Consider the following 25,019-nt stretch of genomic DNA (forward strand, 5'->3'; position numbering starts at 1 on the left):
TCATCGCCGTCTGCGGCCTTCTCTACGGCCTCACGTTCAACCCCGGCCTCATCGTCATGTTCGGCTTCCTGGTCAACCTGTTCGAACGCGGCTACACCGCACTGGCCTACGCCTACTCGCCCGAACTGTTCGACACCACCGGACGCTCCATGGGCACAGGCGTCTCCTACGGCCTGGGACGCCTCTCCAACGCAGCCGGTCCCCTGATCATCGCGGCTCTTTACAACGGCAGCGGCTACCAGAGCGTCTTCCTCTTCATCGCCGGCACCTGGCTGTTCGGCGCAGTCGCATTGGCCATCTTCGGCCCAGCCACCCAGAAGGCACGCCTCTCCGCCATGACCGGTGCCAACCCTACCGCCGGCCCCGCTGAGGACACCGCCTCCCTCACCGTTCAAAGCCGCGAACAACGCCAGTAACCACCACAACAACAGAGTCAAATGGAGGTTCAGGCAACGCCTGAACCTCCATTTGCTGCCTTAAGCGCGGAACGAGAACCATGTCCACGCGAACGCGACGACCGCGATCTGTCCAGAGTTTCGAGAAAGGACAGTTTCGGGGCCGTGCCGGATACGCCGCTCCCCCTTAACTGGTTGCCGAAATCTCCATTATCGGCAGTTTGTCTTAGCCTCCACTAGGGCAGATTGTGCATCAGTGTGTCCGTTCTCATTGCAGATGTCAGTTTTCGCACTGAACCCGTAATCGCTTTGGTCGCCGCCGATAAGGGCAAGAGCAGAGCAAAGGAGTTCGTCGTGGTCAAGCCCTGTTTGAGCTTGAACAATTGGGACTGAGGCCGATCACATGCCTTGTTATGGGAATCCGCTGGCGATTAGATGTGAGTTGCCCACAGGTCTCTGTCTTTCCGCCTTTTCCACTGCAATGTTCTGCGTTCGAAAGGCGGAGCGTTCCCTGCGAACGTCAAACTCAAAGATGAGGAATGAAATTGACGACTGCTAATTCCAATCAATCTCCGGCATCATCTCGTCCCTTCCGACGATGGTGGATGACCGCAGCACGAGCCAGCCGCTCCCGCGTCGGGGTCAGATCAGGGCTTCGGACTGCCGCGTTCAGTACGGCAGGAGCCCTTCTGCTGACTGGACTGGTTCAAGGGGCATCGATGGCGCGGGCCATTGAAGCTACAGCCGTAGACCCTGTCGCTCAGTTGATTAACCTCAAGGGGGCGGATGTCGACGCGGCCGCGAAGAACCGCAATGGCCTTACGTTCAAGGGCTTCGGCGTTCTCTCAGCCAACTCAACGAGTTCGTTGTTGATGGATTACAAAGCCCAGCAGCCCAAGAAGTACTGGGAGCTCATCGAGACCCTGTTTGGCGGTGACCATCCGATCATGTCGACGATCAAGATTGAGATGGGAAATGACCGCAACACCTCAACGGGACCCAATGCCGCCACGATGCGGTCTCGGGACGAATATCCGAACGTTCAGCGGGAGCCCGGTTTCCAATTGGCAGCCGACGCCCAGTCTGTGGCCCACGGGGACCTTCAGGTCAGCCTGCTCCGGTGGAGCCGTCCAGCTTGGGTGACGAGTGATGCAACGCAGTACATCTGGTTCAAGAACACTGTCTTGGCCGCTTATCGCGAATACGGGGTGATGGTCGGTTCCATCAACCCGGACACGAACGAAACCGGCAGCCCGAACGTGGAGCTTTACAAAACGTTCTCCGGCTGGGTGAGTGCGGACACCGCGGGGTACGAGGGCGCAACTGCCGACGACCCAAACAATGGATTCAAATCCGATAAGGAGAAATCCCTCTATCAGGCCATCAAGACCGTTGCCGGCGACACCGTTTCAACCCCGCCCACGTCCTTCGGCGACCAGCTCACCTCGCCAACGGATTCCTCCCTTCGCGATGCAGTTGATGCGGTGGGCTTTCACTACGCAACAGCGGACGACGCCAACGGCAATATGAAGAAGCTTGCCGAGACTTACGACAAGGAAGTGTGGAACTCCGAGGGGCAGGCCACTTTTTCCAACTCCGCGGACCGGCCGAACAACACCAGCGCCGACGGCCAAGGCGGGACGGGCACGAAGTTCGGCGGCACGGGCGGACCGCTCGAGATGAGCAACTGGGTTACGACGGGCTTCTCAAAGTCCCGGCGGACCCTCAATATCTTCCAGCCCGCGATCGGCTCGTTCTATGACGGTTTCCAGTATTCGTCGAAGGAACTGGTGAGCGCCCGTGACCCCTGGTCCGGGTGGCTCTACTATGACGGCGGCTTGGCCGCCATCGAACAGTTCACACAGTTCGCGAAACTTGGCTGGGAGAACGCCGACAACACGGCCGGCATCTGGCGGGGCATCCCCCAGGCCTCGGGCAGTGCGCTGGGCGGCGGAAACCCGCCCAGTGGGGCGCAGACTGGCGCCGCGTCCTACACGACGCTGGCCTCCCCGGATAAGTCCGATTTCTCCACCGTCATCGTCAACGACAGCGCATTCACCAAGACTTACAAGATCACAGCTACTGATCTGAACCTCGGTGCCGATTCCACGATGGAGTTGTGGGAAACCCGCGCCGCCGACGCCGGCCAGAAGTACGACGCCAATTACGTGGTGCCCGTCCAAGAGGTAGCTCCCGATGGGAGCGGCACCTACACAGTGACAATCAAGCCGTGGTCGACCCTAACCGCAACGACGCTTGATCACGCGACCAGGAACGCCGATGGCACCCTGACTGCCAAGGACGGCTACGGACCGAAGTTGCCGACCTCGCCCGAATACACCAATCCGAACGGTGGCCGCGACGTGCTCGACACCGACGCAAGCGGCAACACCAACGGTGCAGTGGACGATAAGTTCCTCTACGCCGATGACTTCAACTATAAAGAAGAAGCCAATATCCTGGCCTACGATCCGAAGACCGGGGCGCTCTCCCCGTCCGACCAGACGTACCTGGACAGCCGGGGCAGCAAGGCCAAGCCGGCGGGCACTCCCAACGTCCAGCCCGAGGACGACGGGGCTACCCCGCGCTACACCAATGACACCAACGGAGCCTTCGAATCCGTTGCAACGGATGACCCGGCCCACGGGAGAGTTCTGCGCCAACAGGTAGGTCCCGGAATGGCGGGTGGAGCCTGGAACGGCGGCGACCCGAAGACAACCATCGGAGACTACCGGTGGGCCAACTACAAAGCCTCCGTTGACGTCCGCTTCGACGACGGAACCGGCCAATACGCCACCATCGGCGCCCGCGAGCAGGGCGGTTCGGGCAACGGGCAGAACGTCTCCGCCGCCGAACTGAAGGTCGAACCAACCGGGGCATGGAGCCTTCTGCGCTACGGCAGCGTCGTCGCCAGCGGCACCGCCACGGATAAACCCGCCACGAACTTCCGCGCCGGCCCCAACAGCTGGAACAACATCGCGGTCCAGGTCGCAGGGAATGTCTACACCGCCTATATCAACGGCGTGGAGGTCACCTCCTACACCGACACGGCCCCCCAGGCGACCGGACGCATCCAGCTTGGATCAGCCTTCACCATCACCCAGTTCGACAACCTTAAGATCGAAAAGGTCCCCGGCTACACGGCCTACTACACCCAAGTCATCGACGGCATGCACCAGACCAGCTGGGACAACAACTCCACCCCGGTGCTGAAATTCAACGACAAGTGGAGCCACGCCAACGGCCAGGGCATGTACGAATGGCAGCGCACCGCATCCAAGAGCACCGGCAAAGGCGCAGCCCTGACCTGCACGTTCACCGGAACCGGGCTTGACGTGATCGGCAACAACCCCGGCACCGCGAAACTAAATGTCACCGTCGACGGCATACGCATCGCCTCAAACGCACCGACCTGGCAGGCCGGCAGCGAACGCACAACCTTTACCCTGCGCGGACTGGAAAACACCGAGCACACCGTTGTCCTGGAAACAGCAACCGACGACGCCATCAACGTCGACGCCGTCGGGGTCATCAAAGCCAACGCAGACGCCGCCGCTGTCGACACCACCGGCCTCCAGACCCAGATTGCAACGGCCAAAGCACTCAACGAGGCCGACTGGAGCACGGCGACCTGGGCCCCGCTGGCAGACATCCTCGCCGACGCCCAAAAGGCAGTGGCCAACCCGGCAGGCTACGGCCTCGACACAGAAGGAGCCACTGCGCTGGCCGCGCGCCTCGCTGTAGCGGGCACACAGCTGGTCCCGAAGGACGTCAGCCCTGACGTCCGGGACCTCGGAGTACTTTCAGTGACAGCAGGCGGTGCCCTGCCCAAAACCGTGACCATCGACGGGGTGGAAACAGCCGTCGTATGGGACACCAGTGCAGCGCCGACCGTGGCAGGCGCCAAAGAACTCGCCTCCGTTCAGGTCACCGGCCGCACCGAGCAGAAACTGCCGTCAACGGGCCTCTACCAAAGGTTCAGCGCAGCGGCACTGCTCACCCCGGCGGACCTGGCATACTTCATCGATTCCGGCTCCGGCGACGCAGGTACCGGCTCCGCATACGCCGCGGTGAAAGCCGCCCAGCCGGGCCTGTCCAATGCTGTGGCAGACCAAAAGTGGAACGGCTCCGACGCCGGGACGACCTGGGGTTACTCCACCGCGTCCACGGCCGCTCCGGTGCCCGGCAGCTCTACCGACTGGGGATCGTCGTACCTGTCGGCCAATTACAACCAGCCCATTGACTACCACCTGTCCCTGCCCGCCGGTACGTATAACATCGTTGCGGTCCAGGCGCCCCGGGCAAATACCACGACCAACATCTATTCAACGGTCACGTCAGGCAGCTACCAGAACAAGGTCACGGCCACCTCGACCGGGGCGGCGACACCGATCACTCAAAAGATCACGCTGACTGATCCTGCGGTGGTCAATGTCTCCTTCGGTACCAACGGCACCAGCGGATACAACGCCCGGATGGCGCTCCTCTACGTGCAGGCAGTCCCCCGAGACCTTGGTTTCCTGGGCACCCTGACCACGGATGCAGATCTGCCAACGACGGTCACCGTCGACGGAAAGTCCGCACCTGTTACCTGGGACAAGGACTCCGCAGCGCAGCAACGCACCGACTACAAGCCATTGGTGTTGAAAGGAACCATCGGCGACAGCCAAGCCAGGCAGCCCATCGTTGCCCGCTACGAAGTCGTCCCCGCACAGCTGTCCTACTACATTGACTCCGGCACCAACGGCGCGGACTCTCCACAATTCACCTCGGTCAAGAATTCCCGGACCACTCTTCTTAACGACAAATCCGACCAGGCATCGCAGGGCGCAGACCAGTGGGGCTACGTCGCCGACGGGATGAAGGTCAAGGCCGGGACCGATCTGGCCGATAAATACTCCACCGGCCTGTACCAGGACACCACGCAGTTGATCTACCGGCTGCCCCTTTCCGCGGGCACCTACGCCCTTACGGCGGGCTTCACCGAATGGTGGAACCTGGCGCGCACGCTCAACCACACCGTCTCCGTGGCAGGAGAAGAGCTGGCAAAGGGAAACATCCCGTTGTCCGGTACGAACAGCCCGCTCTCGGGTGACCTGAAGTTCACCCTCACCCAGCCGGCAACAGTCGAATACCGGGTCACCAACGAGGGAGCGGGCAGCGAAAAGCCCGTCATCTCCTGGCTCGCGGTGGCCAAGTTGACCGACATGTCAGGGCTGCAGACGGCCGTTGACTCCGCCTCTACGCTTCGCGCCGACGACTACACACCGGAGTCCTGGAGCCCCTTTGCCGCGGCTTTGGAAGGAGCCCGCACCATTCTCGGGAAGCCAAGCACCCTGCAGGACAAGGTCGACGCCGCGACCCAGGCCCTGTCCCAGGCCCGAGCCGCGCTGGTGAAGGCGATTCCCGTCACGGTGACGACCCAGTACAAATGCGTCGCTAACAAGGCAGTGCTGATGATCACCGCAGAGAACAAGAATGACCTGCCGGTCACGGTGACACTGAATAGTCCGATCGGAACAAAAACCTTCGACGACATCCCGTCGGGCAAGAGCCGGACGCATCCGTTCAACACCCTGGCCTCCAGCGTTTCGGCCGGCTCGGTGGAGGTAGTCCTGACGGGCGCCGTTGATGGTAAAACCACCACACAAAAGCGGTCCGTGGCTTACCCGGCCTACACCTGCTGACCGTACCGGAGGAGACCGCCCCGGGCGCGGTCTCCTCCCGTAGGGCTGCTCAAAAGCTAAAGCCCGGCACCGCAAAGTGACAAACGTCCAAGCATCCCTGGACCAGCAAACACATTGCTGGTCCAGGAATGCTGGACGCCCCTCCATACAGCATTCCTGCACATCGAAGGGCCCTTGGCGGTAACTACCGCCAAGGGCCCTTCGATGTGGCTGAGGGTCAACTTCCCGGCGTCAGCGCCGCCCATACAGAGTCAACATCCACCGCTGTGCCATCAGCGAATTCGAACGTGCCCGCATCCGTGAAACCGGCGCCGTCCATTTCCAGCCGCAGGCCCTCGCCGCCAAGCCCGACCAGGGCCACATAGTCACCGTCTCTTGCCGGGCCGGAGGTGCCGATCCAGGGAATGATCAAGTGGTTGCCCATGGGGTGCGGTGCGTCCTGGCACCACGTGCCGGCGTCGCCACATTGTCCGCCCGACGCGATCGGGCGGACGTCAGAGAGCACCTCCGAGCTTGGATCCACTGGCCAGCCCCCAATGCGCAGTCGGACGTCGGAACCGGACGCACCGCGCACCCGCACGAGCCGCAACTCGACCGCGCCGTGGGTCAGGGACACCACGGTGGCCTCCGGCCCGGGGGTGGCTGTGCCGGCGGCGCCGCTGCCGTGGTCAGGGCCGCCGTCGGGATCCACCTCAATCCAGTTCGTGGTGGCGCGCGAAGCTCCCACCTGCACACCGTCCCGTTCGAAATGGCGGAGAAACTCGAAACCGGTGCGGTGGGTCAGCCGGGCGGCCCCGTCCACAAAGACGACGGCATTGTCCAGAGATTCAGCCTTAAGGTCGGGGAAGGTCGCGGTCGAGTAACCTAACCGTGCGTACAGAGGAGAGTCCGCGACCCGGACGCCGGGGTTGGCGTGGTCGGTTCCATGGTTCCGGACCCGTACGATGCCGTCGGCTACGGTTCCATCGACCTGCCAACCGGGCGCGGAAATCAAGTGCCGGGTGTCAGTGAGTTCGACGGGTAGGGGTTCCTCGACGGACGTCCATGCTGGGTGCTCGGCGGGCAGTGCGAGGCCCATCATGCCCTTCGCCGCCCAGTACGGGGATCCTGCACCTGAGTATGACTGTTTCATGCCTGGGAACTCGCCGTGGAAACCGATGGTGAGCAAGCCGTCGTCGTTAAGGGCACCTCGGTCCATGAAGTACTTCAGGATGCCGGATGCGGCGCGCCGGGAAACGCCTGGGGTGAGCCGGGTATGCCCGGGTACCTGGCCAGCCCAGAACGGTGCTGCTGCCGCAAAGCGGTATATCAGGCTGCGTCCCTGGATCAAGGGGGCTCCGTTGGAACCGACCAGGTGTACGGCGTCGTCTAGGAAGTCTGCCAGGCGATCACCGTCCACTTTGGTGCGTGCGCGGACCCTCGGGTCGTCCGGCGCCATCAGTTGCAGCAGTTGCGGATAGACCTGGAAGGCCCAGCCGACGTAGTGGTCGTAGGCCCGTTCTGAGCCGTCGGCAAACCACCCGTGGCCCCGATAGAGGGCATCGTGGATCGCGAGTCCGGCGTCAATGTCCTCGTCGGAGTACCCTCCGCCGACGCTGGCGAGGAATATCTCGACGACAATCTGGAACCACACCCAGTTGATCGGTGGATACTTTTCGCCGATCACCGTCGCGAACCAGGTCACCAGCTGCTCCTGGACGCGCTGCGGGAGCTTGTCCCAGAGCACCTCCCTTGTCAGGGCCAGGCCCACGGCCAGCGAGGCGGCTTCGACCTTGGCCTGGTCCAGTTCACCCGGCGTGGGCCAGCGGTCCGGGTTGTGCGGGTCGGTCCCGGCATCGAGTCCCTGCGCGTACCAATCGGCGATCCAGCCGGTTTGTTCAGGGTCGCCGGCGATGCGGAAGGAGGCGAGCAGGAAGGTCCGGGCGAACGCTTCGAGTGAATCGCTGCGCCGGCCGTAAGCGCTGGTTGCGCCGGGGAGGTGCAGGTTGGCGTGGTCGTCGGTGGCGTGGCGATGTGCCGAGCGGAGCATGTAGTCGGCGTAGGCGCACCAGTGCTCACGGGTCAGGCCTGTGTAGGGCGACAGGTCCCGATCAAGGGGAGGCAGGGACAAGGCCAGGGGTGGGGCCGTGGAGGGCATGGGTTCCTCACTAGGAGCTATTGGTTATGCGGCAGTGGTTACGTCAGGGCGGCAGCGGCTTCAATCGCGGCTAATCCAGGCGATGGCCCGGCGCAGGATCTCGCGGTGTTCGGGTGACTGGTAGGAAGCGGCGTCGTGGCCGAGGGCGTCGTAGAAGGTCCTCCCGCCCCTGCCTGTTCCGGTGCCGCGGCGTTCCAGTGACCACAGCAACGGGTGGTCCGCACCGTCATGGCTGTGTGTGGCGTGGACTGTGATGTCAGGCGAGGTGCGGAGGTAGCTGTAGCGCTCATCCAGCAGTTCGAAGTCGGGGATTCCCGCCGTTACTGCGCCGGAGTGGGGAAGGACGTCGATGGTGGCCGGCCCGTATTTCGGGTGCATGGATGTGCCGCGGATCCAGCGGCCGCCCAGTCCTTCCTCCCAGGCAGGCAGGTCCTTGAAGCTGGTCGAGCTGGAATGGGAGACCAGCAGCGGCCGCTCCGAGTGCAGCCAACGGGTGAGCCCTGCTGCGGCCGCGGGTGTGCCCGGGGACGGGGCGCCATCGCGCGGCAGTCCTACATTGATTGCGAGCAGGGAAGGCAGGGCCGCGTCCTGCGCTTCTGCAAGGTCAGCCAGGGCGGCATCGACCTCGTCAGGGATACTGACCTCGAAGCCTGCCGCGCCGAGCAGGTCTGCCAACGCGGCAGAGGTGTCGGTAAAGGGATGCCAGGGGTCGGCGTACCGTCCGGTGCCGCTGAGCAACAGAGCCGTGGGTCGGTTACACCCCGGGGCGGTCAAAGGGATTCCTGCAGGACGCTGGCGGCCGCAAGCCGCGGTGCACCCACGGAGGATTCGCGCAGGATCAGTTCCGGGTTCAGGTCGATGCGGTGCACGGGACGCATGCGCCCTTCGGCAAGCCGGGCCGCCATCAGCTGCACCGCCACTTTCCCGACGTACTGTTTAGGTGGGCGGACGGCCGAGATGGCAGGTTCCGCAAGGTAGGCGACCTCGTCGTCGTACCCTACGATCGCCATCTCACCGGGGACGGACACGCCCCGGTCTCCGCAGTGCTGGACAAAGGCCACCGCTTGGGTGTCTGAGTGGACCAGCATGGCGCTGGTCCCAGTCCTGCTGCACAAGTCCAGGACGTGATCGAAGTGTGTACTGCGCTCACCGTTTTCCTGTTTGGCAGAATCCTCGTGGACCGAGCCATCCAGCGGGATCTTCAGCGCGGCCAGTGCCTGCCGCCAACCCCGTACGACGTGCGGGCTCGTGGGGCTGGACGAATCGGTCAGGCAGCCGATCCTGCGGTGTCCTTCCTGCCACAGGTGGCGAACCGCCATGCCTGCGCCGAAGGCGTGGTCAGTGGCAACCCACTCGAGGCGGTGCGCGGGGGTGTCTGCAGGTGCGCGGCGCTCGGCGAGCACTACAGGTATGGGCAGAGCGTTCAACCAGCGCAGCAGTTCCTGTCCCTGCTCTCCGGTCATGTCCGGAGCCATGATGAGGCCGTCGATGTTCTGCGTGTCCAGCAGTGCCTGGACGTGCCGGCGGTTGTCGGTAGCATCGTAGGCGGAACCTCGGACCAGGATCCGCAGGTTCTGTTGGTCCGCTTCGGCCCGGGCACCGCTGATCACCTGTGGCCAGTAATAGTCCAGTGAGGGCACCACCATGCCGATGGAATAACTGCGTGCTGCCTGCCGTGCTGCAGCTGTCGTCTTGTCCAGTGCGCTGGGCAGCGTCGCGCCGCCGTGCACGCGGGATACCAACCCTTCGTCGGCGAGGATGTTCACGTCACGGCGGATGGTCAGTTCGCTGACGCCCAGCTTGGCGGCTATGTCGCGGACGGTGATGGCGCCGTGCGCGCGAAGCTCCTCCATGAGCCGCTCCCGCCGTTGCAAAGAGAACAGGGACTTGCCTGCTGGTTCGGGGTTTGTTCGGTCAGGGCTCATGATGTTGCCTCCACGGTGAGGATGAATGCGCCGGCGGCGCGGCTTTTGGTGGGCATTCGGAATCGCAGTCGGGTGAGCTTGGCGCCCCACACATCTGCGAGCAGTGGATCGTCGAGGTGCCATTCGTCCACGAGGGCGTCGGCGGAGCCAGGTTCCCACCGAAGGGTGGCTCCCCGGTCCTGGCGGGCCCCGGGAATTCCTGTTGGCCGTATGGTGGCGCGCCCCGGTTGCAGCTGGAGCGTGCCGGCCGTGAGGTAAGTGATGTCGACGTCGGACGGTACGTCTTTGCCTTGGGCGTCCTGCAGCTGGGCCGGCAGTTCCCACCGGTCGGAAATAGTGATCGCCCCGGGTTCGCGGTTAAGGCAGGAACTGCGGATCCAGTTCTCCGGCTTGAGCCCGTAGGCCGCACCGAGGGCCAGCGTAAGGCCTGGGTTTCCCGCGGTAGGTGACTCCACGACCTTCGCCGCGAACGCTTTCCCGGTTCCCTGTTCCAGCCCGAAGGGTGACGGGACACTGTGCCAGGCGCTTTGCATGGCGCGGATCTGATACCGGTCGGGGCCGAAGGTCTTTGCTGTATAGGTCGGTTGGCCCGCATCGACCAGCAGGGGAACTCCGTCAACTGCGATGACAACGGAGCCGACATCCCGGTGGTTGTGGTGCTCACCGTTGTGTCCGCCCTTGGCTGCGAGGTAGAGGCCCTTCTCGGTGCCGCCGGTTTCACGTGCAGTCATGATCTGCACCGAGGGCAGGTATGCAAGTTCGACCAGTGGCGGCCGCGTTGTTCCCTCACTCTCGGGTGGGGCTGCCCGGGCGAGCAGGAAGTGCAACACCCGGCCAAGTCCCGCGGCGGCCTCAACAGCGCCGGTCATCATGGCTGCGGCATGCCCGCCCGCTGATTCGTCACCAAGGCGCCGAGCCCACCGATACAGCATCTCCCACGGTAGGCTCTTCGCCGCACGGGCGGGACCGTCGGCCACGTTCAGGAACCAGGTGCCGCCGATGTGCATCCTGTGCGGAAAGGCCACAAGCTCGCTGACCACCGGCATTCCGCCGTCGAGCACGCCATCGGTGGCCTGTTCAAGCAGGGCGAGGCCTTCGAGCGCACGCCCGGCACCATTCCACCAATATGCGAAGCCTTCGTCGACGGCACCATCAGGAGGGATGGAGGCAAGGAAGCGGTCAAGCCCTTCGATGCATCTGGCCAGAGCGCGCGCCTGCGTGTGTGCGTCATCCACCAGGAACAGTGCAGCGACGATCAGGTTAGTGTGAATCCAGGGGTTCCAGTTGTGAACATCCCCTTTCAGGCCCAGCCAGTGCCAGTCCAGCCGCTCCAGGAATGGCTGGACCACGCGTTCGGACGTCTCCTTGCGGATGCGCCTACGCAGCCCGGGGGCCCTCGAGTCAAGCTGCTCCCCCAGGACGTGGTCAATCCATGCCAGTTGTGCAGCAACCTCGCCTGCGCCGAGGTCCAGGAAAGGGCGCGTCATATCCGGGACCACGCCGCCGGAATGGGCGAAGACGTCGTCGTGCGCGGCCCAGCTCCAGGAGCTTTGCTCGCAGAGCAGGAAGACGCCATCGATGACTTCGTCAAGCCATTCGTTCAGACTCGAACCACTGGGGTCCGAATCTCCCACCTGGGCATGTTCGGGAACGAGGGCCATGACGACTGCGCGTGTGAGTCGCATCTGCCGTCCGGCCACCAAGGTTTCGTAGGCCGTCCGGTTGCCGTCACGGAAGTACCTTGCGTAGTGCGACACCAGCGGTTGCGGCCATGGTGTGCCCCTCTCCGCGGCGGCCTGTTGCCATAGCTCGCCCAAGCTATCGGCGCACAGTGAGTTCCACACTGCATCGGCGGCAGGAGGGACGCTGATCCGGGCGGCGGCTCCTTCCAGCAGAACCTGAAGTTGTGCCACAGAAGCAGCGGGGCCCCATGAGGACGCCAAGGGCATGGACCCCGCCTCGTGCGGAACTGTAAAGGCGCTGGAGGATGTCATTACGGTACCTAATGTTCGAGTTAGATTGTTTTGTATTGACTATGAACGAGTCGATTGTTCTGTCTTGTTCCTGAGTATCTAATGATTGTTAGATGTGATGCAAGACATGCTCGAACAAACCGGCGACACCACCCAAAGAAGAGAGGAGGCCCGGATGTCTCACAAGCCAAAGGCCCTGCTGGTCATGAACCGCGGAACCTTTGCAGAACAGTTTGACGCCACACGCCTCGCCCGCCTGTCGGGCCTGGTCGACCTCGGCGGACAGCCATGGACCGATTCCCTTGAATACCCGAAGCTGGCACCTCATCTTTCGGAAGTTGAAATCCTGCTGACCAGCTGGGGCGTGCCGCAGCTAGACGCTGTGGCGCTGGAGCGTATGCCGAAACTGCGCGCAGTATTTCACTGTGCCGGTACGGTGCGGAGCTTCGTCAGCCAGGAACTGTGGGACCGAGGCATCCTTGTGACCAATGGCGCCGATGCCAATGCCATCCCGGTCGCCGAGTTCACGTTCGCGACCATCGTGCTCGCTGGCAAGAAGGCGCAGGTGCTGGCTAATGACGCCCGCATTTTCCGTGAGGACTGGAGCTACAGCACCCGTCGCGGTGACTTGGGCAATAGCGGCAGGACGATCGGAATCATCGGCTTTTCGCGCATCGGCCGTAGAGTGGTCCAGCTCGTCCAGCAGCTTCAGGATGTCACGTGCCTGGTCGCAGACCCGTACGCAGACGCCACTGCGGTTGCTGCCGTCGGCGGCAGGCTGGTCCAGTTGCCGGAGCTGCTGGCCACCTCAGACATTGTCTCCGTGCACGCCCCGGCCCTTCCGGAGACCCGGCACATGATCGGCGGCCCGGAATTGCGTGCCCTCAAGGACCACGCAACCCTGATCAATACAGCGCGCGGCTCGCTGGTGGATACCAAGGCGCTCGAGGCCGAATGCTCCACCGGCCGCATCCACGCCATCCTTGATGTCACAGAGCCCGAGCCTTTGCCCGCAAATTCAGTTCTGTACGACCTGCCCAATGTCGAGATCACCCCACATATCGCCGGGTCGCTTGGCACGGAAACCCGCAGGATGTCCGATGCCGCACTGGACGACCTGGAGCGGTACCTGACTGGCCAACAGCTACTGGCCCAAGTGGTCTCCGAAGACCTGTCCCTCAGCGCCTGACCAAACCCACAGGCCGTAGAAACGGCCCCTACCGAATCCCACAAAAGGAGAACGCAATGAAGCGCAGAACTTTCGCCGCCCTCGCACTGGCGGTGACCACCTCACTGGGCCTGTCGGCCTGTTCAGGTGCCGCCGGCGGCCCCGCAGAACCGCAAGGACAGAACGGCAAGACCGTTCTGACCGTTTCTGTCTGGAACTACGAGGGAACCCCGGAGTTCAAGGCTCTGTTCGACGCATATGAGGCGGCCAATCCCAACGTGGACATCCAGCCGGTCGACATCCTCGCCGACGACTACCCGCAAAAGGTCACCACCATGCTGGCTGGCGGGGACAAGACGGATGTCTTGACCATGAAGAACGTGATCGACTACTCCCGCTATGCCAACAACGGACAGCTGCAGGAGATCGGCGACGTGGTCAACTCAGTCGGCAAGGATAAACTGGCCACCCTCGACGCGTTCGACATCAACGGCAAGTACTTCGCTGCTCCGTACCGCCAGGACTTCTGGCTCCTCTACTACAACAAGGACCTCTTCAAGGCCGCCGGTGTCGATGACCCCAAAAACCTGACCTGGGAAGAGTACGCGGCGCTGGCCAAGAAACTCACGACCGAGGCCAATGGCAAGAAGGTATACGGCACCTACCAGCACATCTGGCGCTCGGTCGTGCAGGCCATTTCCGCGGCCCAAAACGGCAAGGACCAGAACAGCGGTGACTACAGCTACTTCCAGGACCAGTACAACACTGCGCTGGACCTTCAGAAGAGCGGGGCCACGCTGGACTACGGCACCGCCAAAAGCCAGAAGACCAGCTACCGAACCATGTTTGAAACCGGCCAGGCTGCAATGATGCCCATGGGCACTTGGTACATCGCCGGTGTTCTGCAGGCCAAGAAGGACGGCAAGACCAACGTCAACTGGGGCCTGGCTCCGATGCCGCAGAAAAATGACGACGGCAAGGTCAACACGTTCGGTTCTCCCACGGCCTTCGCCGTGAACAAGAACGCCTCCCACTCGGACGAGGCCAAGAAGTTCATCACCTGGGCCGCCGGGGAGGAAGGCGCAAAGGCCATTTCCAAGATTGGTGTCGTCCCTGCCTTCCAGAGCGATGCTGTGAAGGATGCTTATTTCAAGCTCGATGGCATGCCTACCGACGACCTGTCCAAGAAGGCCTTCACTCCGGACCAGACCGCGCTGGAAATGCCGGTTAGCGACAAGTCTGCCGCTACCGACAAGGTGCTCAACCAGGAGCATGATCTGATCATGGTCGGCGAAAAGTCAGTAACCGATGGCATCGCCGAGATGGGCAAGCGCGTCAAGAGCGAAGTCCTCGGCCAATAATGAACCCTGGTTCCGGTGCCGCCACATGCGGCACCGGAACCGGAATTGAACTCTCCTGATCCTGAAAAGGAGGAACGCTTCCAGCCACGGGAGCGGTCATCATGACTACAGAAACCATCCCCCAGGCACCTGCCCCCGTGCAGAGCCGCGGCAACAGGAAGCAGGCCAGGCGCAACACGCTGATCGGCTGGACCTTCATCCTGCCGAACTTCATCGGCTTCCTCGCCTTCACCCTCATCCCGGTACTGGCCGCGTTCGCGCTCTCCTTCATGGAGTGGACCTCCTTCAGCGCCCCCAAGTGGGTGGGCTTGGCCAACTTCCAGCGGATGCTGGCCAGTGACTCCTTTTGGATTGCCCTGCGGAACACGGTGGTCTACGCCGTGGGCCACGTCCCCCTCACCATGGCACTGGCCCTTCTGCTCGCGATGCTCCTGAACCGCAAGCTCAAGGGCATCGGATTCTTCCGCGTCGCCATTTTCTTTCCCTACATCACCTCGCTGGTGGCTGTCGCCGTCGTCTGGAACATGCTGTTCAGTCCGGACAACGGCCCCATCAACCAGCTCCTGCACTCCATCGGCATCGCCGATGCACCGGGCTGGACTTCCAGCTCGGACTGGGCCCTTCCCGCGGTCATCATCACCAGCGTGTGGAAGGACATGGGCTACTACATGGTGCTCTACCTGGCCGGCCTGCAGGCCATCCCTACCGAACTCTATGAAGCAGCGGAGGTTGATGGCGCCAGCGCCTGGCAGCGCTTCTGGAACGTCACCATCCCCTCTCTGCGCCCCACCACGTTCTTCGTGGTCGTGATGCTGACCGTCTCCAGCTTCAAGGTGTTCGACCTCATCGTAGTCATGACCAACGGCGGGCCGGGACGCTCAACAACAGTCCTGTCCCAGCTCATCTACCAGGAAGGCATTGGCGAAGGGAAGTTCGGCTACTCCTCGGCCATCTCCCTGGTGCTGTTCCTCATTGTCCTGACGGTCACCGTCCTGCAATTCAAGATCCAACAGCGGAGGGAACGCTGATGACCAACATGGCCGAAGACCTCAAAGCCGAGGCACCTTTCGGGGCCGGTACAGCCCTCCCGTCGCCCACGGGGCGCACCAACCGTTCCAGCCGCGAAAAGAAGGCCCGCACCACCGACTACGTCATCTACGGGGTACTCGCAGTCCTCGTGGTGGCGCTCATGGTGCCGTTCATCTGGATGCTTTCCTCCTCGCTGAAGGAAAACAACCAGGTCCTGACCGTGCCCATCCAGTGGATCCCCAGCGAGTTCGTGTGGAGCAACTATGCGGACATCTGGACACGCATCCCCATGATGGGCTACCTGCAGAACTCGCTGTACCTGGCCGTCATCATTACCTGCCTCCAGGTGCTTACCGGTTCACTGGCGGCCTACGGGTTCTCCAAGGTCCGTTTCCCGGGCCGCGATGTCCTGTTCCTGGCCTATATCGGAACCATCGCCGTGCCGTGGCAGGCCTACATGGTGCCGCAGTACATCATGATGCAGAACCTCGGCCTGACCAACAGCTTCAACGCCCTGATCCTGCTGCAGGCCTTCGGTGCGTTCGGTGTTTTCCTGATGCGCCAGTACTACATGACCATCCCGGACGAACTGTGCGAGGCGGCCCGGATTGACGGCCTGAGCGAGTATGGCATCTGGGCGAGGGTGATCCTGCCGCTGTCCAAGCCGGCTCTGGCCAGCCTGGCGCTGCTGACGTTCGTGAACACCTGGAACGACTACATGGGCCCGTTCATCTACCTCACTTCCAACCGCCTCTGGACCGTCCAGCTGGGCCTGCGCTCGTTCGTCGGCCAGTTTGACGCGGAGTACGCCATGATCATGACTGGCTCGGTTATCTCGGTGCTCCCCATCCTGGTCATCTTCCTGATCGGCCAGCGCTACTTCATCCAGGGCATCGCCACGAGCGGCATGAAAGGATGACCTTCATGGCACAGCACCCGGTGCGTCGGCGCGGCCTGGTTGGGCGCATCCCCAGCCCCGGGTTCGAAACGTTCGGCGGTATCTTCGGCTTCATCTACACTTTCCTGACCGGAAACGTGCTGATGGCCCTGGCCAATGCCCCACTGGTGCTGTGCCTGGCCCTGGTTGCCGACCCTCTCGCTGCGTGGCCGTTCTTCCTGGCGCTGTCCGTCACTATCCCTCCGTCGCTCGCCAGCCTCTTCGCCTCCTTCCAGGCATTGAATGACGACGGGGCCGCGACGAAGCCTGTCGCCTCCTTCCTGCGCGGCTACCGGCGCGGATTCCGGCGGGCAGCCCCGCTGGGCCTGGCGGCCGTGGCGGTACTGTTGTTCCTCGGCATGGACCTTGCCATAGTCCAGCCCATGCCTGCCGGAGCCGTACTGGTACCCGTGATAGTGGTGGCCTCCGCGGTCGCCCTCAGCGTGGCTGTGATGGCGCTTGCCGGCGTCGTCCTGCTGCCCACGGCCGGGCTGAAAAGCCTGCTCAAGGCATCCCTGTACCTTTCCGTGCAGCGCTGGTACCTGAGCCTGGCCATGCTGGTACTGCTGGGCATCATCGCCGCTGCGGCATTGCTCCAGCCCGTCCTCGGCGTTGCCCTGGCGCCGGCGCCACTGCTATTCGTCGTCTGGAGCAACGCCTCCTACGCCTACTCCGCTGCCCTGCGCTCTACTTAGGAACTCTTCTTGCCCACTTTTGCCATCGGCGACCATGACTTCCTCCTGGACGGCGAACCGTTCCGGATCCTCTCCGGCGCCATCCACTACTTTCGCGTCCACCCCGACCTGTGGGCTGACAGGATTCACAAAGCGCGGCTCATGGGTCTCAACACCATCGAGACGTATGTCCCCTGGAATGAGCACTCACCAACCGCGGGGGAGTTCATCACTCACGGTGGCCTGGACCTCGGCCGGTTCCTTGATCTTGTAGCAGCAGAGGGGATGCGCGCCATCGTCCGGCCCGGCCCCTACATCTGCGCCGAGTGGGACAACGGCGGACTTCCCGCCTGGCTCTTCGCGGACCCCACGATTGGTGTCCGCAGCAGCGAACCTGGCTACCTGGCCGCCGTCGACCACTTCATGGAGCAAGTCCTACCCACCGTGGTGGATCGCCAGATCAGCCGAGGCGGCCCGGTCATCCTCTTCCAGATCGAAAACGAGTACGGCGCCTACGGCTCGGACAAGGCCTACCTGCAGCACCTGGTGGATACGGCAAAGCGCGCCGGGATAGATGTCCCGCTGTTCACCTGCGATCAGCCCTTCGGCACCATGATCGAAGACGGCTCCCTGCCCGGGCTGCACAAAACTGCGACCTTTGGCTCACGTGCCGACGAGCGGCTCGCATTCCTGCGGGAACGTCAGCCGGACGGCCCGCTCATGTGCGCCGAGTTCTGGAACGGATGGTTCGACAACTGGGGCACACAGCACCACACGACGGATGCTGCCGCCTCGGCGGCGGAACTGGACGCCTTGCTGACGGCGGGGGCCTCTGTGAACATCTACATGTTCCACGGCGGCACGAACTTCGGCTTCACCAACGGTGCCAATGACAAAGGCATTTACGAACCCACCATCACCTCCTACGATTACGACGCGCCGCTCACCGAAGACGGGCACCCAACCGACAAATATTTCGCTTTCCGGGACGTCATTGCCAAACACGTCGAAATACCGGACAGTGTGCCGCTAAGGCGCCCGGTTGCCGCTGATGCGGCGCTATCCATGACCGCATCTGTGCCGCTGCTCAAGGTCGTCGACGATCTGGGGAAAGCAATGCAGACCTCGGGACCGGTACCGACGGTCGAACGCACCGGTCAGTACCGTGGTTTCTACCTTTACGAAGCATCAGTGGCATCCGGTGGAGTGCTGACCTTTGAGGAGATCCGTGACCGCGCACAATTCTTCCTGGACGGTACACCGATCGGAGTGCTTAGCCGTGAACTCGGCGAACGGAGCATCACCATTCCGGGAGAGGGCCGGTTGGCGGTGCTGCTGGAGGACCAAGGCCGCGTGAACTACGGGCAGCGAATCGGCGAGGTCAAGGGTTTGATCGGGCCAGCCAAACTCAACGGCCGGGAGATCCACGGCTGGAGAGTGCGAAGCGTGGACTTTGATCGTCTGGCTGTCCTCGGTGCCGAAGCAACGCCACTCGATCCCGATGCTGGGGTAGGTGGGCCGTCCATTTGCTTTGCCCAGTTCAGGCTTGATCATCCCGGTGACCGGTACCTACGACTGGATGGCTGGACCAAGGGCTCCGTCTTTATCAACGGATTCAATCTTGGTCGGTACTGGAGTCGGGGGCCTCAACGCACCCTCTACATTCCCGGTCCGGCCCTGCAGGAAGGCATTAACGAGCTTGCCATCGTTGAACTTCACGGGAGCACCAGTACCGTTGTCCAATTCACGTCTGCACCCGATCTCGGCCCTGCCGAGAAATAGAGTCCCACCCAGCGCATCAAGAAGGAGCGATCATGACCCCCCTAAACCATATTGAATTCCATGTCGCCGCCCCTCAAGCAGTCGAGGAAGAGCTTGACTCGGCAGTTGCCGTTCTGCAGCCGGCCGCCGTGGATGAACGTCACGGAGTCCTTGTTACCCGGCACTCGCCTACGCACTATTCAGTAGCGATATCCGCGGCCGTACCCTTTGGCACCATCATGGAACAGAGCTACTGAACATGTCCACGCGTTGTAGCGCCCGGCTGGATTGAGGGCGACAAAAGTGAGAATTCTGGTTACGGGGGGCACTGGCTACATCGGTTCCCACACTGTTCTTTCCCTGCAGGAAGCTGGCCACGACGTGGTCGTCATCGACAACCTGGTCAATTCCAGCGACGAATCGCTTCGCCGCGTGGCCGAACTCTCCGGCAAGACTGCGGAGTTCCACAACGTTGACCTGGTGGACGAGGCCGCCCTCGAAAACGTCATTACCGGCAGCGATATTGAAGCCGTCATTCACTTCGCGGGACTCAAGGCCGTCGGGGAGTCAGTGCAGGAGCCGCTGAAGTACTACTACAACAACCTGGTGGGAACGCTGAACCTGGTCCGCGTCATGGACAGGCACGATGTCCGGTCCATCGTCTTCAGCTCGTCGGCTACCGTCTACGGGGAACACAACCCCATCCCGTACGTGGAAAGGATGGAGATCGGCGCGAACAACCCCTACGGGCGCACCAAGGAACAGATCGAGGACATCCTCTCGGACCTGGGCGCCGCTGACTCCCGCTGGCACATAGCACTGCTGCGCTACTTCAACCCGGTGGGCGCGCACCCCTCGGGCCGCATCGGCGAAGACCCGCAGGGCATCCCGAACAACCTGGTCCCGTTCATCGCCCAGGTTGCCGTGGGCCGGCGCGAGAAGCTCATGGTGTTCGGCGGCGACTACGACACCCCCGACGGCACCTGCCAGCGCGACTACATCCACGTGGTGGACCTCGCAGAGGGGCACGTCGCGGCACTGAACCGTATTGCAGGCCGCACTGGTGTCTTCCGCTGGAACCTTGGCTCGGGAAAGGGCTCCTCGGTCCTGGAGGTCCTGCGGTCCTTCGAGAAGGCCGTGGGTAAGCCCATTCCTTACGAGATCACCGGCCGCCGCGCGGGAGACCTTCCTGCTTTCTGGGCCGATGCCACGTCTGCGCTGGAGGACCTGAGCTGGTCCCCCGCCAAGACCGTGGACCAGATGTGCGAGGACCACTGGCGCTGGCAGAAGAGCAACCCCCAAGGCTACCCCTCCTAATTTCGGAGCATCGGATCCGGGTGAGGGCACATCGGCCCGAGGGCTGACGCCTACGGGTTGAGTAATGCCGCCCCGCCGGCAGAGTTGCGATGCGGTCCCAGCCCTTGGCGGCGACGGCCTTTGCGGGGGAGATCCAGCGGCCGCCCACGCAGGTCACGTTGGGCAGCTTCAGGTGTCCGGGCCGTGGCCAGGCTGATACACCCCCCAGTGGGGCAGAACTGCACCGCCTGCGGGGCCAGCGGGAATAACTTCATGGCGTCCAAACCGGATTCGAGGACGACCACGACTTCGCCAACCGTGGCGACACCGGCATGCGCCTCGGTACGGGCGGGAATGCCGCCGGGCCCGCCGCGGTGCCCACTAAACCTCTGAAATCGTCCTCTCCGGGCATAACCGCTCGCGACGCACCGGAGCCCGGATTGTTTTGTGTGGCATCTGTGTTGCTTGGCTGGCTGTTCTGGGACGATGGGGCCATGGACGAAGCGACCCGGCATGAGATCCATCTGGGGACCACCGGGATGAACATCCACGATCTTGTGCGCGAATTCAATGCAAACCTGGGGACGACTGTCGTCCAGACGATGGCCGGCGTGAAGGACCGCACCTCCCCGTTCCGGTGGGCTAAGCCTGACGGCCCGGAACCCCGGCCGGACGTCGAGTTCCGCCTGAGGTTGGGTCATGGCGTGTCGAAGACCCTTCAGCTTGCCGAAGGCAGGCATGTAGCGTTGGCTTGGCTGACGGGGGCCAATCCCCGCCTGGACGAAGAACTTCCCGTCCTTTACATCCAGCAGTTGCGTTCCCGTGAAGTTTGGGGAGCGGCCGAAGCATTCGTGAACGACACATACGCCACATAATCAAGGCGGCCAAGGATGCCGGTGCGCCTCCACGGGACCCAACCCTTGTCCCGGCAGCCGAAGAGATCGTGTTCGGGGAGGCGAAGGATCACTACCGCGGGTTTTCGGCCGGAAAGAACTCCGTCGCCGGTCCAATGCCCATCGGACAAGCCAGGCACTAGCGATTCCCGGGACGACACGGCAACCGCGGGTGAAATGAGCGCGATCGACACGGAAACCAAACGCAAGCTCCGTGAGATGGGCGCCGTCCCGATGCTCGGAGCACTTGAGGCCCAGGACGAGACGCTCGTGCTCGGCATGGCCTTCGAGGAACGGCTCCGCCTGATTGTCGACGAAGCCCACTCCGGCTTCAACCACGCCAAGGTCGAAGGACTGATTCGACGGGCAGGATTACGCTACCCGGGCGCGGACCTGCGCCGGCTCGACCTCGTGGACGAGGACTGGACCGGAACCTGATCGCCCAGCTCGGCACGTGCTCGTTCATCGAACGGCAGCAGAACGTCGTATTTCAAGGATTTACCGGGTCCGGGAAGTCCTACCTGGGATGCGCTCTGGCTAAGCAGGCCTGCCAGCACCGGATCCGGGCCCACTACGTCCGCATGCCCGACCTCGAGGAAGCCTGGGCGCTGGCAAAGGACAAGCCATTGGGCGTCACGAAGTTCCTGAAGAAATACGCGGCCTTCACCCTGCTGGTGATCGACGAATGGCTTCTCGACTACCCCGACGAGGGCATGCACAGCATGCTGCTGGAGCTACTCGAGCGCAGGTACGACACAGCTTCCACCGTGTCGGCACCCAATACGCCAAGAAGGACTGGCACAAGCGACTCGGCTCCGGGGTCCACGCCGATGCGATCATGGACCGCATCGTGCACAACACCATCTGGGTCGATACCGGCAACCACAACATGCGTGAACACGCCAGAGTGACGCAATAAGAAACCCCGGTGGGAGCCGGCGGCCCCCATAGCCACGGCCACTGGCCCCCACCGGCAATATCAATGGCCCCCAAAGGCAAGATCGACTGGCCTCCAACCCTTCAAATACTCATGATGGAGCGGTCAAATTCCCGGACAGCATCCAACTCCTCGCCGAAAACGACTTTCCTGCCAGTTTGTTCCTGACGAGCAACACGGTCCGGGACAACCCGGCCTTTTTCAAGGCCTTCATGGAACGAGGCAGCCGGATCGAAAACCACACCGTCAGCCATAACGTGAACATGACCACCCAGTGGGGCTACCAGCGGCAACTCGACGACATTATCGGGATGCAGGATTTCGCCGCACAACAATACGGTCGCAAACCCGCCCTGTTTAGGCCCCCTGGAGGCGCCTACTCCACGACCATGCGGCAAGCAGCCGCAGCCGCCGGACTCAAAGCAATCATCACCTGGGAAGCCAAAGCCAATCCGGCCGCATGGACTACCAATACGGCAACACCCTACGGCCCGGCGACATCGTCCTGATGCACTTCCGAGCCGAATCCCCCGCCGATTTCGCGCTTTCCGTGCAGCACAAGACGCCGCCGGCCTGCAAGTGGTGCTGCTGGAGGACTTCCCCGGCCTAACGTGATGCTCGACCGAGGCGATGACCCGGCTCCGGCCTACCGACCACGTCGCGGCCTTGTTGGCCGAGCGCCACTCCCGACCGTGGCCCAGGCCTGGTTCCGGGGCCTGAACCCGAAGCTGGACGACGTCCCGCCGGACAGGCTGCTGCATCGCGAGGGCCATGTCGACAAGGCCGCACAATCCGTCCTTGCCGATGCCCGTGCCTTCACGGCCGCAGGATGGAGCAGAACGAACTGGCCATCATCCCGCCGGCCGGCACTGTATGGCGCATCGGGTTCCGCCCCGAACCGTGGGCGTGGAGCGGCTGGGAATGGACAACCCACGGCCGGTTCCCCGGCTGCTGGGATGACTTGCACGGAAATTTCCGGACCGTGCATGCAGATCTGCGGATCGCGAGCCTTGCCAAACGTCGCGGTAATGGCTTCACAGCTCCGGGTTCTGGAGGTCTAAAGAGTCCCTGAACTTCGCATTGTCAGCAAGACCATTTTCCTGCCGGTCGACCGCTCCGAAACGCTGCTAAGCAGCTCGTCTCGTTATGCCGAGGATGCGCCCGACTTCTTTCCAAGTGGCCCCGGCTGCTCACTCGTCACAGGCCCTGGCCGCGATACGCGGATCCACGGCCCCTCAGTGGTCGCTGAGTTCTGTCAGGGCGGCAAGGGTTTCGCTTTGGTTAGCGCCATGCGTCTAGTCCAGTTCACACCAGACGATACGAAGTGACAGCGGGTTCTGCCTGTCCGGGCCGGCCATTGCGGCCGGGCGCTCCCGCCAGCGCCGGCTTCGGGGGTGTCCCGTTGGCTTTTGCTGGAGAGGGCGGCGCTGCCGGAACCTGGTACGCGGCGATAATGTCCTTTATCCCGGACGGGCAGGAGAACCGGTAATGAGATCGTCCCCGATTCGCCAGCTGCTGCCAAGGTGGATCGCCCACTCCGCCAGATTGACGAGATCTCCTTATCGGGGTTCGAGTGGAACGAGTTGAAGTAGCTGCGGGAACTCCAGCCTGGACGTATTTGACGTTTCCACAGATAGGAGCCGCCTCTGTTATCAGAGCGGTCTCGCGCATCTGCTGCGTGAAGCGCTGAAGCCACCACAGTCGTGCATCTAATGCATGTTTTGGTTTCCCTCAGAAGCGTCTATTCGGTCCACGGCGTGGACGGATTCAGAGCATCGATTTCCGCATACTCAGCCTCGGAAGGATGCCATTCAGCGGCTTCAATGTTCGCGATGACCTGCTGCGGGTTGCTGGCACCAGCGATAACAGAGGCCACTGCAGGGTTGTGTGTTAGCCCGCCAAAAGCCACATTTAGAACCGAGAGGTCGCGAGGCCTTGCCCACGCGGAAAATTTCTCAACAACGTCGAGTGCTTCATTGGTGGCCAGCTCCGGTGTCGTGCTCAAGCGCGCCCCTAGAGGAATCTCCTTGCGAGATATTTTTCCGGTCAGTAGACCTTGTGCGAGCGGAAAGTACGGAAATATGCCAAGACCATAATGGACTGCTGTTGGGACAGTGTCTGTTTCGGCCCAGCGCTCGATCATGTTCCAGAGATATGAACCGGACACAAAGCCATTACCGCCCTGCAACCGTGCCAGGTGCTGTGATTCTGCAATCTGCCAACCACGGAAGGCGGTGTGTCCAAAGTATCGGATCTTCCCTTCCCGTACGAGGTCAGCCAATGTGGAAACAGTTTCTTCAAGGGGTGTTCCAGGGTCGAATCGGTGGTATTGGTAGAGGTCGATGTAGTCAGTTTTGAGTCTCCTCAGGCTGCCTTCGAGAGCTATTCGAATTGCCGAACGCCCTCCACGTGATCCGGATTGCGGGCCGGCATTGGCACGTAGCTTGTGGTGCCCGAACTTTGTACCGATAATCACCTGGTCGCGCTTGGATTCAAGCACCTCTCCAAGGAGTTCTTCCGATGCGCCTGGGATTGCCCCGTAGGATTCTGCGGTATCGATGAAGGTCACTCCGTGCTCGAGAGCAGTATGTACGACGGCCCGGGTCTCCTTAAGGTCGAGACGCCTTCCAAAGTTATTGCCCCCAAGTCCGACCTCCGAGACGACCAGTCCTGAATTCCCCACTCTTCTGTAACGCATGCAGTACCTCCTATATTGATTAGATGCCTCTACCCGGGCGGTACGGCAATCATCTGCACGGAGGCCCGGAGGAATTCCGGCAACAAGATCCATGAGATTGAACTGTCGACCCCTGATATAGCCAAGCGATTTCCTGACGTTGGCTCGT

19 protein-coding genes are annotated in these 25,019 nt (G+C 62.5%); 14 read left to right on the forward strand and 5 right to left on the reverse strand.

Going from position 1 to position 25,019, the window contains the following annotated elements; all coding sequences use genetic code 11:
- Both K4G53_RS12120 and K4G53_RS12125 read left to right on the forward strand, forming a co-directional pair.
- The coding region (locus K4G53_RS12120) for an MFS transporter (protein WP_221385963.1) at positions 1-416 on the forward strand (416 nt) is incomplete at its 5' end.
- 698 nt (positions 417-1,114) lie between these two features.
- Positions 1,115-6,082 carry a family 16 glycoside hydrolase gene (locus K4G53_RS12125; protein WP_221385964.1) on the forward strand — a complete coding sequence of 1,656 codons (4,968 nt, stop codon included), beginning with the start codon at positions 1,115-1,117 and terminating at the stop codon, positions 6,080-6,082.
- A 217-nt stretch (positions 6,083-6,299) separates the two neighbouring features.
- Here the strand turns inward: K4G53_RS12125 and K4G53_RS12130 are convergent, their stop codons facing one another.
- From K4G53_RS12130 to K4G53_RS12145, 4 genes are read right to left on the reverse strand one after another with little or no spacing between them, the layout of a single operon-like run.
- Positions 6,300-8,219 carry a DUF2264 domain-containing protein gene (locus tag K4G53_RS12130; RefSeq protein ID WP_221385965.1) on the reverse strand — a complete coding sequence of 640 codons (1,920 nt, stop codon included), beginning with the start codon at positions 8,217-8,219 and terminating at the stop codon, positions 6,300-6,302.
- A 60-nt stretch (positions 8,220-8,279) separates the two neighbouring features.
- Positions 8,280-8,957 carry a ThuA domain-containing protein gene (locus K4G53_RS12135; protein ID WP_260323572.1) on the reverse strand — a complete coding sequence of 226 codons (678 nt, stop codon included), beginning with the start codon at positions 8,955-8,957 and terminating at the stop codon, positions 8,280-8,282.
- Positions 8,958-8,989: 32 nt separating this feature from the next.
- Positions 8,990-10,144: a LacI family DNA-binding transcriptional regulator gene (locus K4G53_RS12140; RefSeq protein ID WP_221385967.1), complete on the reverse strand. Its 1,155-nt coding sequence runs from the start codon at positions 10,142-10,144 to the stop codon at positions 8,990-8,992.
- Positions 10,141-11,901: a heparinase II/III family protein gene (locus K4G53_RS12145; RefSeq protein WP_308287872.1), complete on the reverse strand. Its 1,761-nt coding sequence runs from the start codon at positions 11,899-11,901 to the stop codon at positions 10,141-10,143. The genes K4G53_RS12140 and K4G53_RS12145 overlap by 4 nt, the downstream gene beginning before the upstream one ends.
- A gap of 343 nt (positions 11,902-12,244) precedes the next feature.
- Here K4G53_RS12145 and K4G53_RS12150 point away from each other — a divergent pair, with 343 nt between their 5' ends.
- The 12 genes from K4G53_RS12150 (at position 12,245) to K4G53_RS12200 (ending at position 22,682) form a co-directional block, all read left to right on the forward strand.
- Positions 12,245-13,306, forward strand: coding sequence for a hydroxyacid dehydrogenase (locus K4G53_RS12150; protein ID WP_308287873.1), 1,062 nt, complete (start codon positions 12,245-12,247; stop codon positions 13,304-13,306).
- A gap of 56 nt (positions 13,307-13,362) precedes the next feature.
- Positions 13,363-14,646 carry an ABC transporter substrate-binding protein gene (locus K4G53_RS12155; protein ID WP_221385968.1) on the forward strand — a complete coding sequence of 428 codons (1,284 nt, stop codon included), beginning with the start codon at positions 13,363-13,365 and terminating at the stop codon, positions 14,644-14,646.
- Positions 14,647-14,747: 101 nt separating this feature from the next.
- Positions 14,748-15,674, forward strand: a complete 927-nt coding sequence (locus tag K4G53_RS12160) for a carbohydrate ABC transporter permease (RefSeq protein WP_221385969.1) — start codon at positions 14,748-14,750, stop codon at positions 15,672-15,674.
- The gene (locus K4G53_RS12165) at positions 15,674-16,594 is read left to right on the forward strand and encodes a carbohydrate ABC transporter permease (RefSeq protein WP_221385970.1); all 921 of its coding nucleotides are present in this window, start codon (positions 15,674-15,676) and stop codon (positions 16,592-16,594) included. The genes K4G53_RS12160 and K4G53_RS12165 overlap by 1 nt, the downstream gene beginning before the upstream one ends.
- Before the next feature lie 5 nt (positions 16,595-16,599).
- Entirely contained in the window at positions 16,600-17,307 is a 708-nt protein-coding gene (locus tag K4G53_RS12170; RefSeq protein WP_260323573.1) for a hypothetical protein, read from the forward strand.
- Between the two features lie 9 nt (positions 17,308-17,316).
- The gene (locus tag K4G53_RS12175) at positions 17,317-19,068 is read left to right on the forward strand and encodes a beta-galactosidase family protein (protein WP_221385972.1); all 1,752 of its coding nucleotides are present in this window, start codon (positions 17,317-17,319) and stop codon (positions 19,066-19,068) included.
- A gap of 32 nt (positions 19,069-19,100) precedes the next feature.
- On the forward strand, positions 19,101-19,304 hold the full coding sequence (locus K4G53_RS12180; protein WP_221385973.1) for a hypothetical protein: 204 nt from the start codon (positions 19,101-19,103) through the stop codon (positions 19,302-19,304).
- Between the two features lie 46 nt (positions 19,305-19,350).
- Complete coding sequence (gene galE, locus K4G53_RS12185) at positions 19,351-20,364, forward strand: UDP-glucose 4-epimerase GalE (RefSeq protein WP_221385974.1); 1,014 nt, start codon at positions 19,351-19,353, stop codon at positions 20,362-20,364.
- Positions 20,365-20,837: 473 nt separating this feature from the next.
- Positions 20,838-21,218 (forward strand): hypothetical protein, encoded by a 381-nt coding sequence (locus K4G53_RS12190; RefSeq protein WP_221385975.1) that lies wholly within the window; start codon positions 20,838-20,840, stop codon positions 21,216-21,218.
- 195 nt (positions 21,219-21,413) lie between these two features.
- On the forward strand, positions 21,414-21,674 hold the full coding sequence (locus K4G53_RS21455) for a hypothetical protein (RefSeq protein WP_308287874.1): 261 nt from the start codon (positions 21,414-21,416) through the stop codon (positions 21,672-21,674).
- 26 nt (positions 21,675-21,700) lie between these two features.
- Complete coding sequence (locus K4G53_RS21460; RefSeq protein WP_308287875.1) at positions 21,701-22,147, forward strand: ATP-binding protein; 447 nt, start codon at positions 21,701-21,703, stop codon at positions 22,145-22,147.
- Positions 22,148-22,331: 184 nt separating this feature from the next.
- On the forward strand, positions 22,332-22,682 hold the full coding sequence (locus K4G53_RS12200) for a polysaccharide deacetylase family protein (RefSeq protein ID WP_260323574.1): 351 nt from the start codon (positions 22,332-22,334) through the stop codon (positions 22,680-22,682).
- 1,232 nt (positions 22,683-23,914) lie between these two features.
- Here the strand turns inward: K4G53_RS12200 and K4G53_RS12205 are convergent.
- Complete coding sequence (locus K4G53_RS12205; protein ID WP_221385976.1) at positions 23,915-24,871, reverse strand: aldo/keto reductase; 957 nt, start codon at positions 24,869-24,871, stop codon at positions 23,915-23,917.
- Positions 24,872-25,019 lie beyond the last annotated feature (148 nt).

It is taken from the genome of Arthrobacter sp. MAHUQ-56, from assembly GCF_019710585.1.
In the GTDB taxonomy this organism is placed as follows: Bacteria; Actinomycetota; Actinomycetes; order Actinomycetales; family Micrococcaceae; genus Arthrobacter.

Excerpts from the sequence above, each read along its gene's own strand:
- K4G53_RS12170 (WP_260323573.1), top strand. The coding sequence starts at position 16,600 with ATGGCACAGCACCCGGTGCGTCGGCGCGGCCTGGTTGGGCGCATCCCC.
- K4G53_RS12180 (WP_221385973.1), top strand. The coding sequence starts at position 19,101 with ATGACCCCCCTAAACCATATTGAATTCCATGTCGCCGCCCCTCAAGCA.
- K4G53_RS12165 (WP_221385970.1), top strand. The coding sequence starts at position 15,674 with ATGACCAACATGGCCGAAGACCTCAAAGCCGAGGCACCTTTCGGGGCC.
- K4G53_RS12190 (WP_221385975.1), top strand. The coding sequence starts at position 20,838 with ATGGACGAAGCGACCCGGCATGAGATCCATCTGGGGACCACCGGGATG.
- K4G53_RS12205 (WP_221385976.1), bottom strand. The coding sequence starts at position 24,871 with ATGCGTTACAGAAGAGTGGGGAATTCAGGACTGGTCGTCTCGGAGGTC.
- K4G53_RS12150 (WP_308287873.1), top strand. The coding sequence starts at position 12,245 with ATGCTCGAACAAACCGGCGACACCACCCAAAGAAGAGAGGAGGCCCGG.
- K4G53_RS12160 (WP_221385969.1), top strand. The coding sequence starts at position 14,748 with ATGACTACAGAAACCATCCCCCAGGCACCTGCCCCCGTGCAGAGCCGC.
- K4G53_RS21455 (WP_308287874.1), top strand. The coding sequence starts at position 21,414 with ATGAGCGCGATCGACACGGAAACCAAACGCAAGCTCCGTGAGATGGGC.
- K4G53_RS12130 (WP_221385965.1), bottom strand. The coding sequence starts at position 8,219 with ATGCCCTCCACGGCCCCACCCCTGGCCTTGTCCCTGCCTCCCCTTGAT.
- K4G53_RS12125 (WP_221385964.1), top strand. The coding sequence starts at position 1,115 with ATGGCGCGGGCCATTGAAGCTACAGCCGTAGACCCTGTCGCTCAGTTG.
- K4G53_RS12155 (WP_221385968.1), top strand. The coding sequence starts at position 13,363 with ATGAAGCGCAGAACTTTCGCCGCCCTCGCACTGGCGGTGACCACCTCA.
- K4G53_RS12140 (WP_221385967.1), bottom strand. The coding sequence starts at position 10,144 with ATGAGCCCTGACCGAACAAACCCCGAACCAGCAGGCAAGTCCCTGTTC.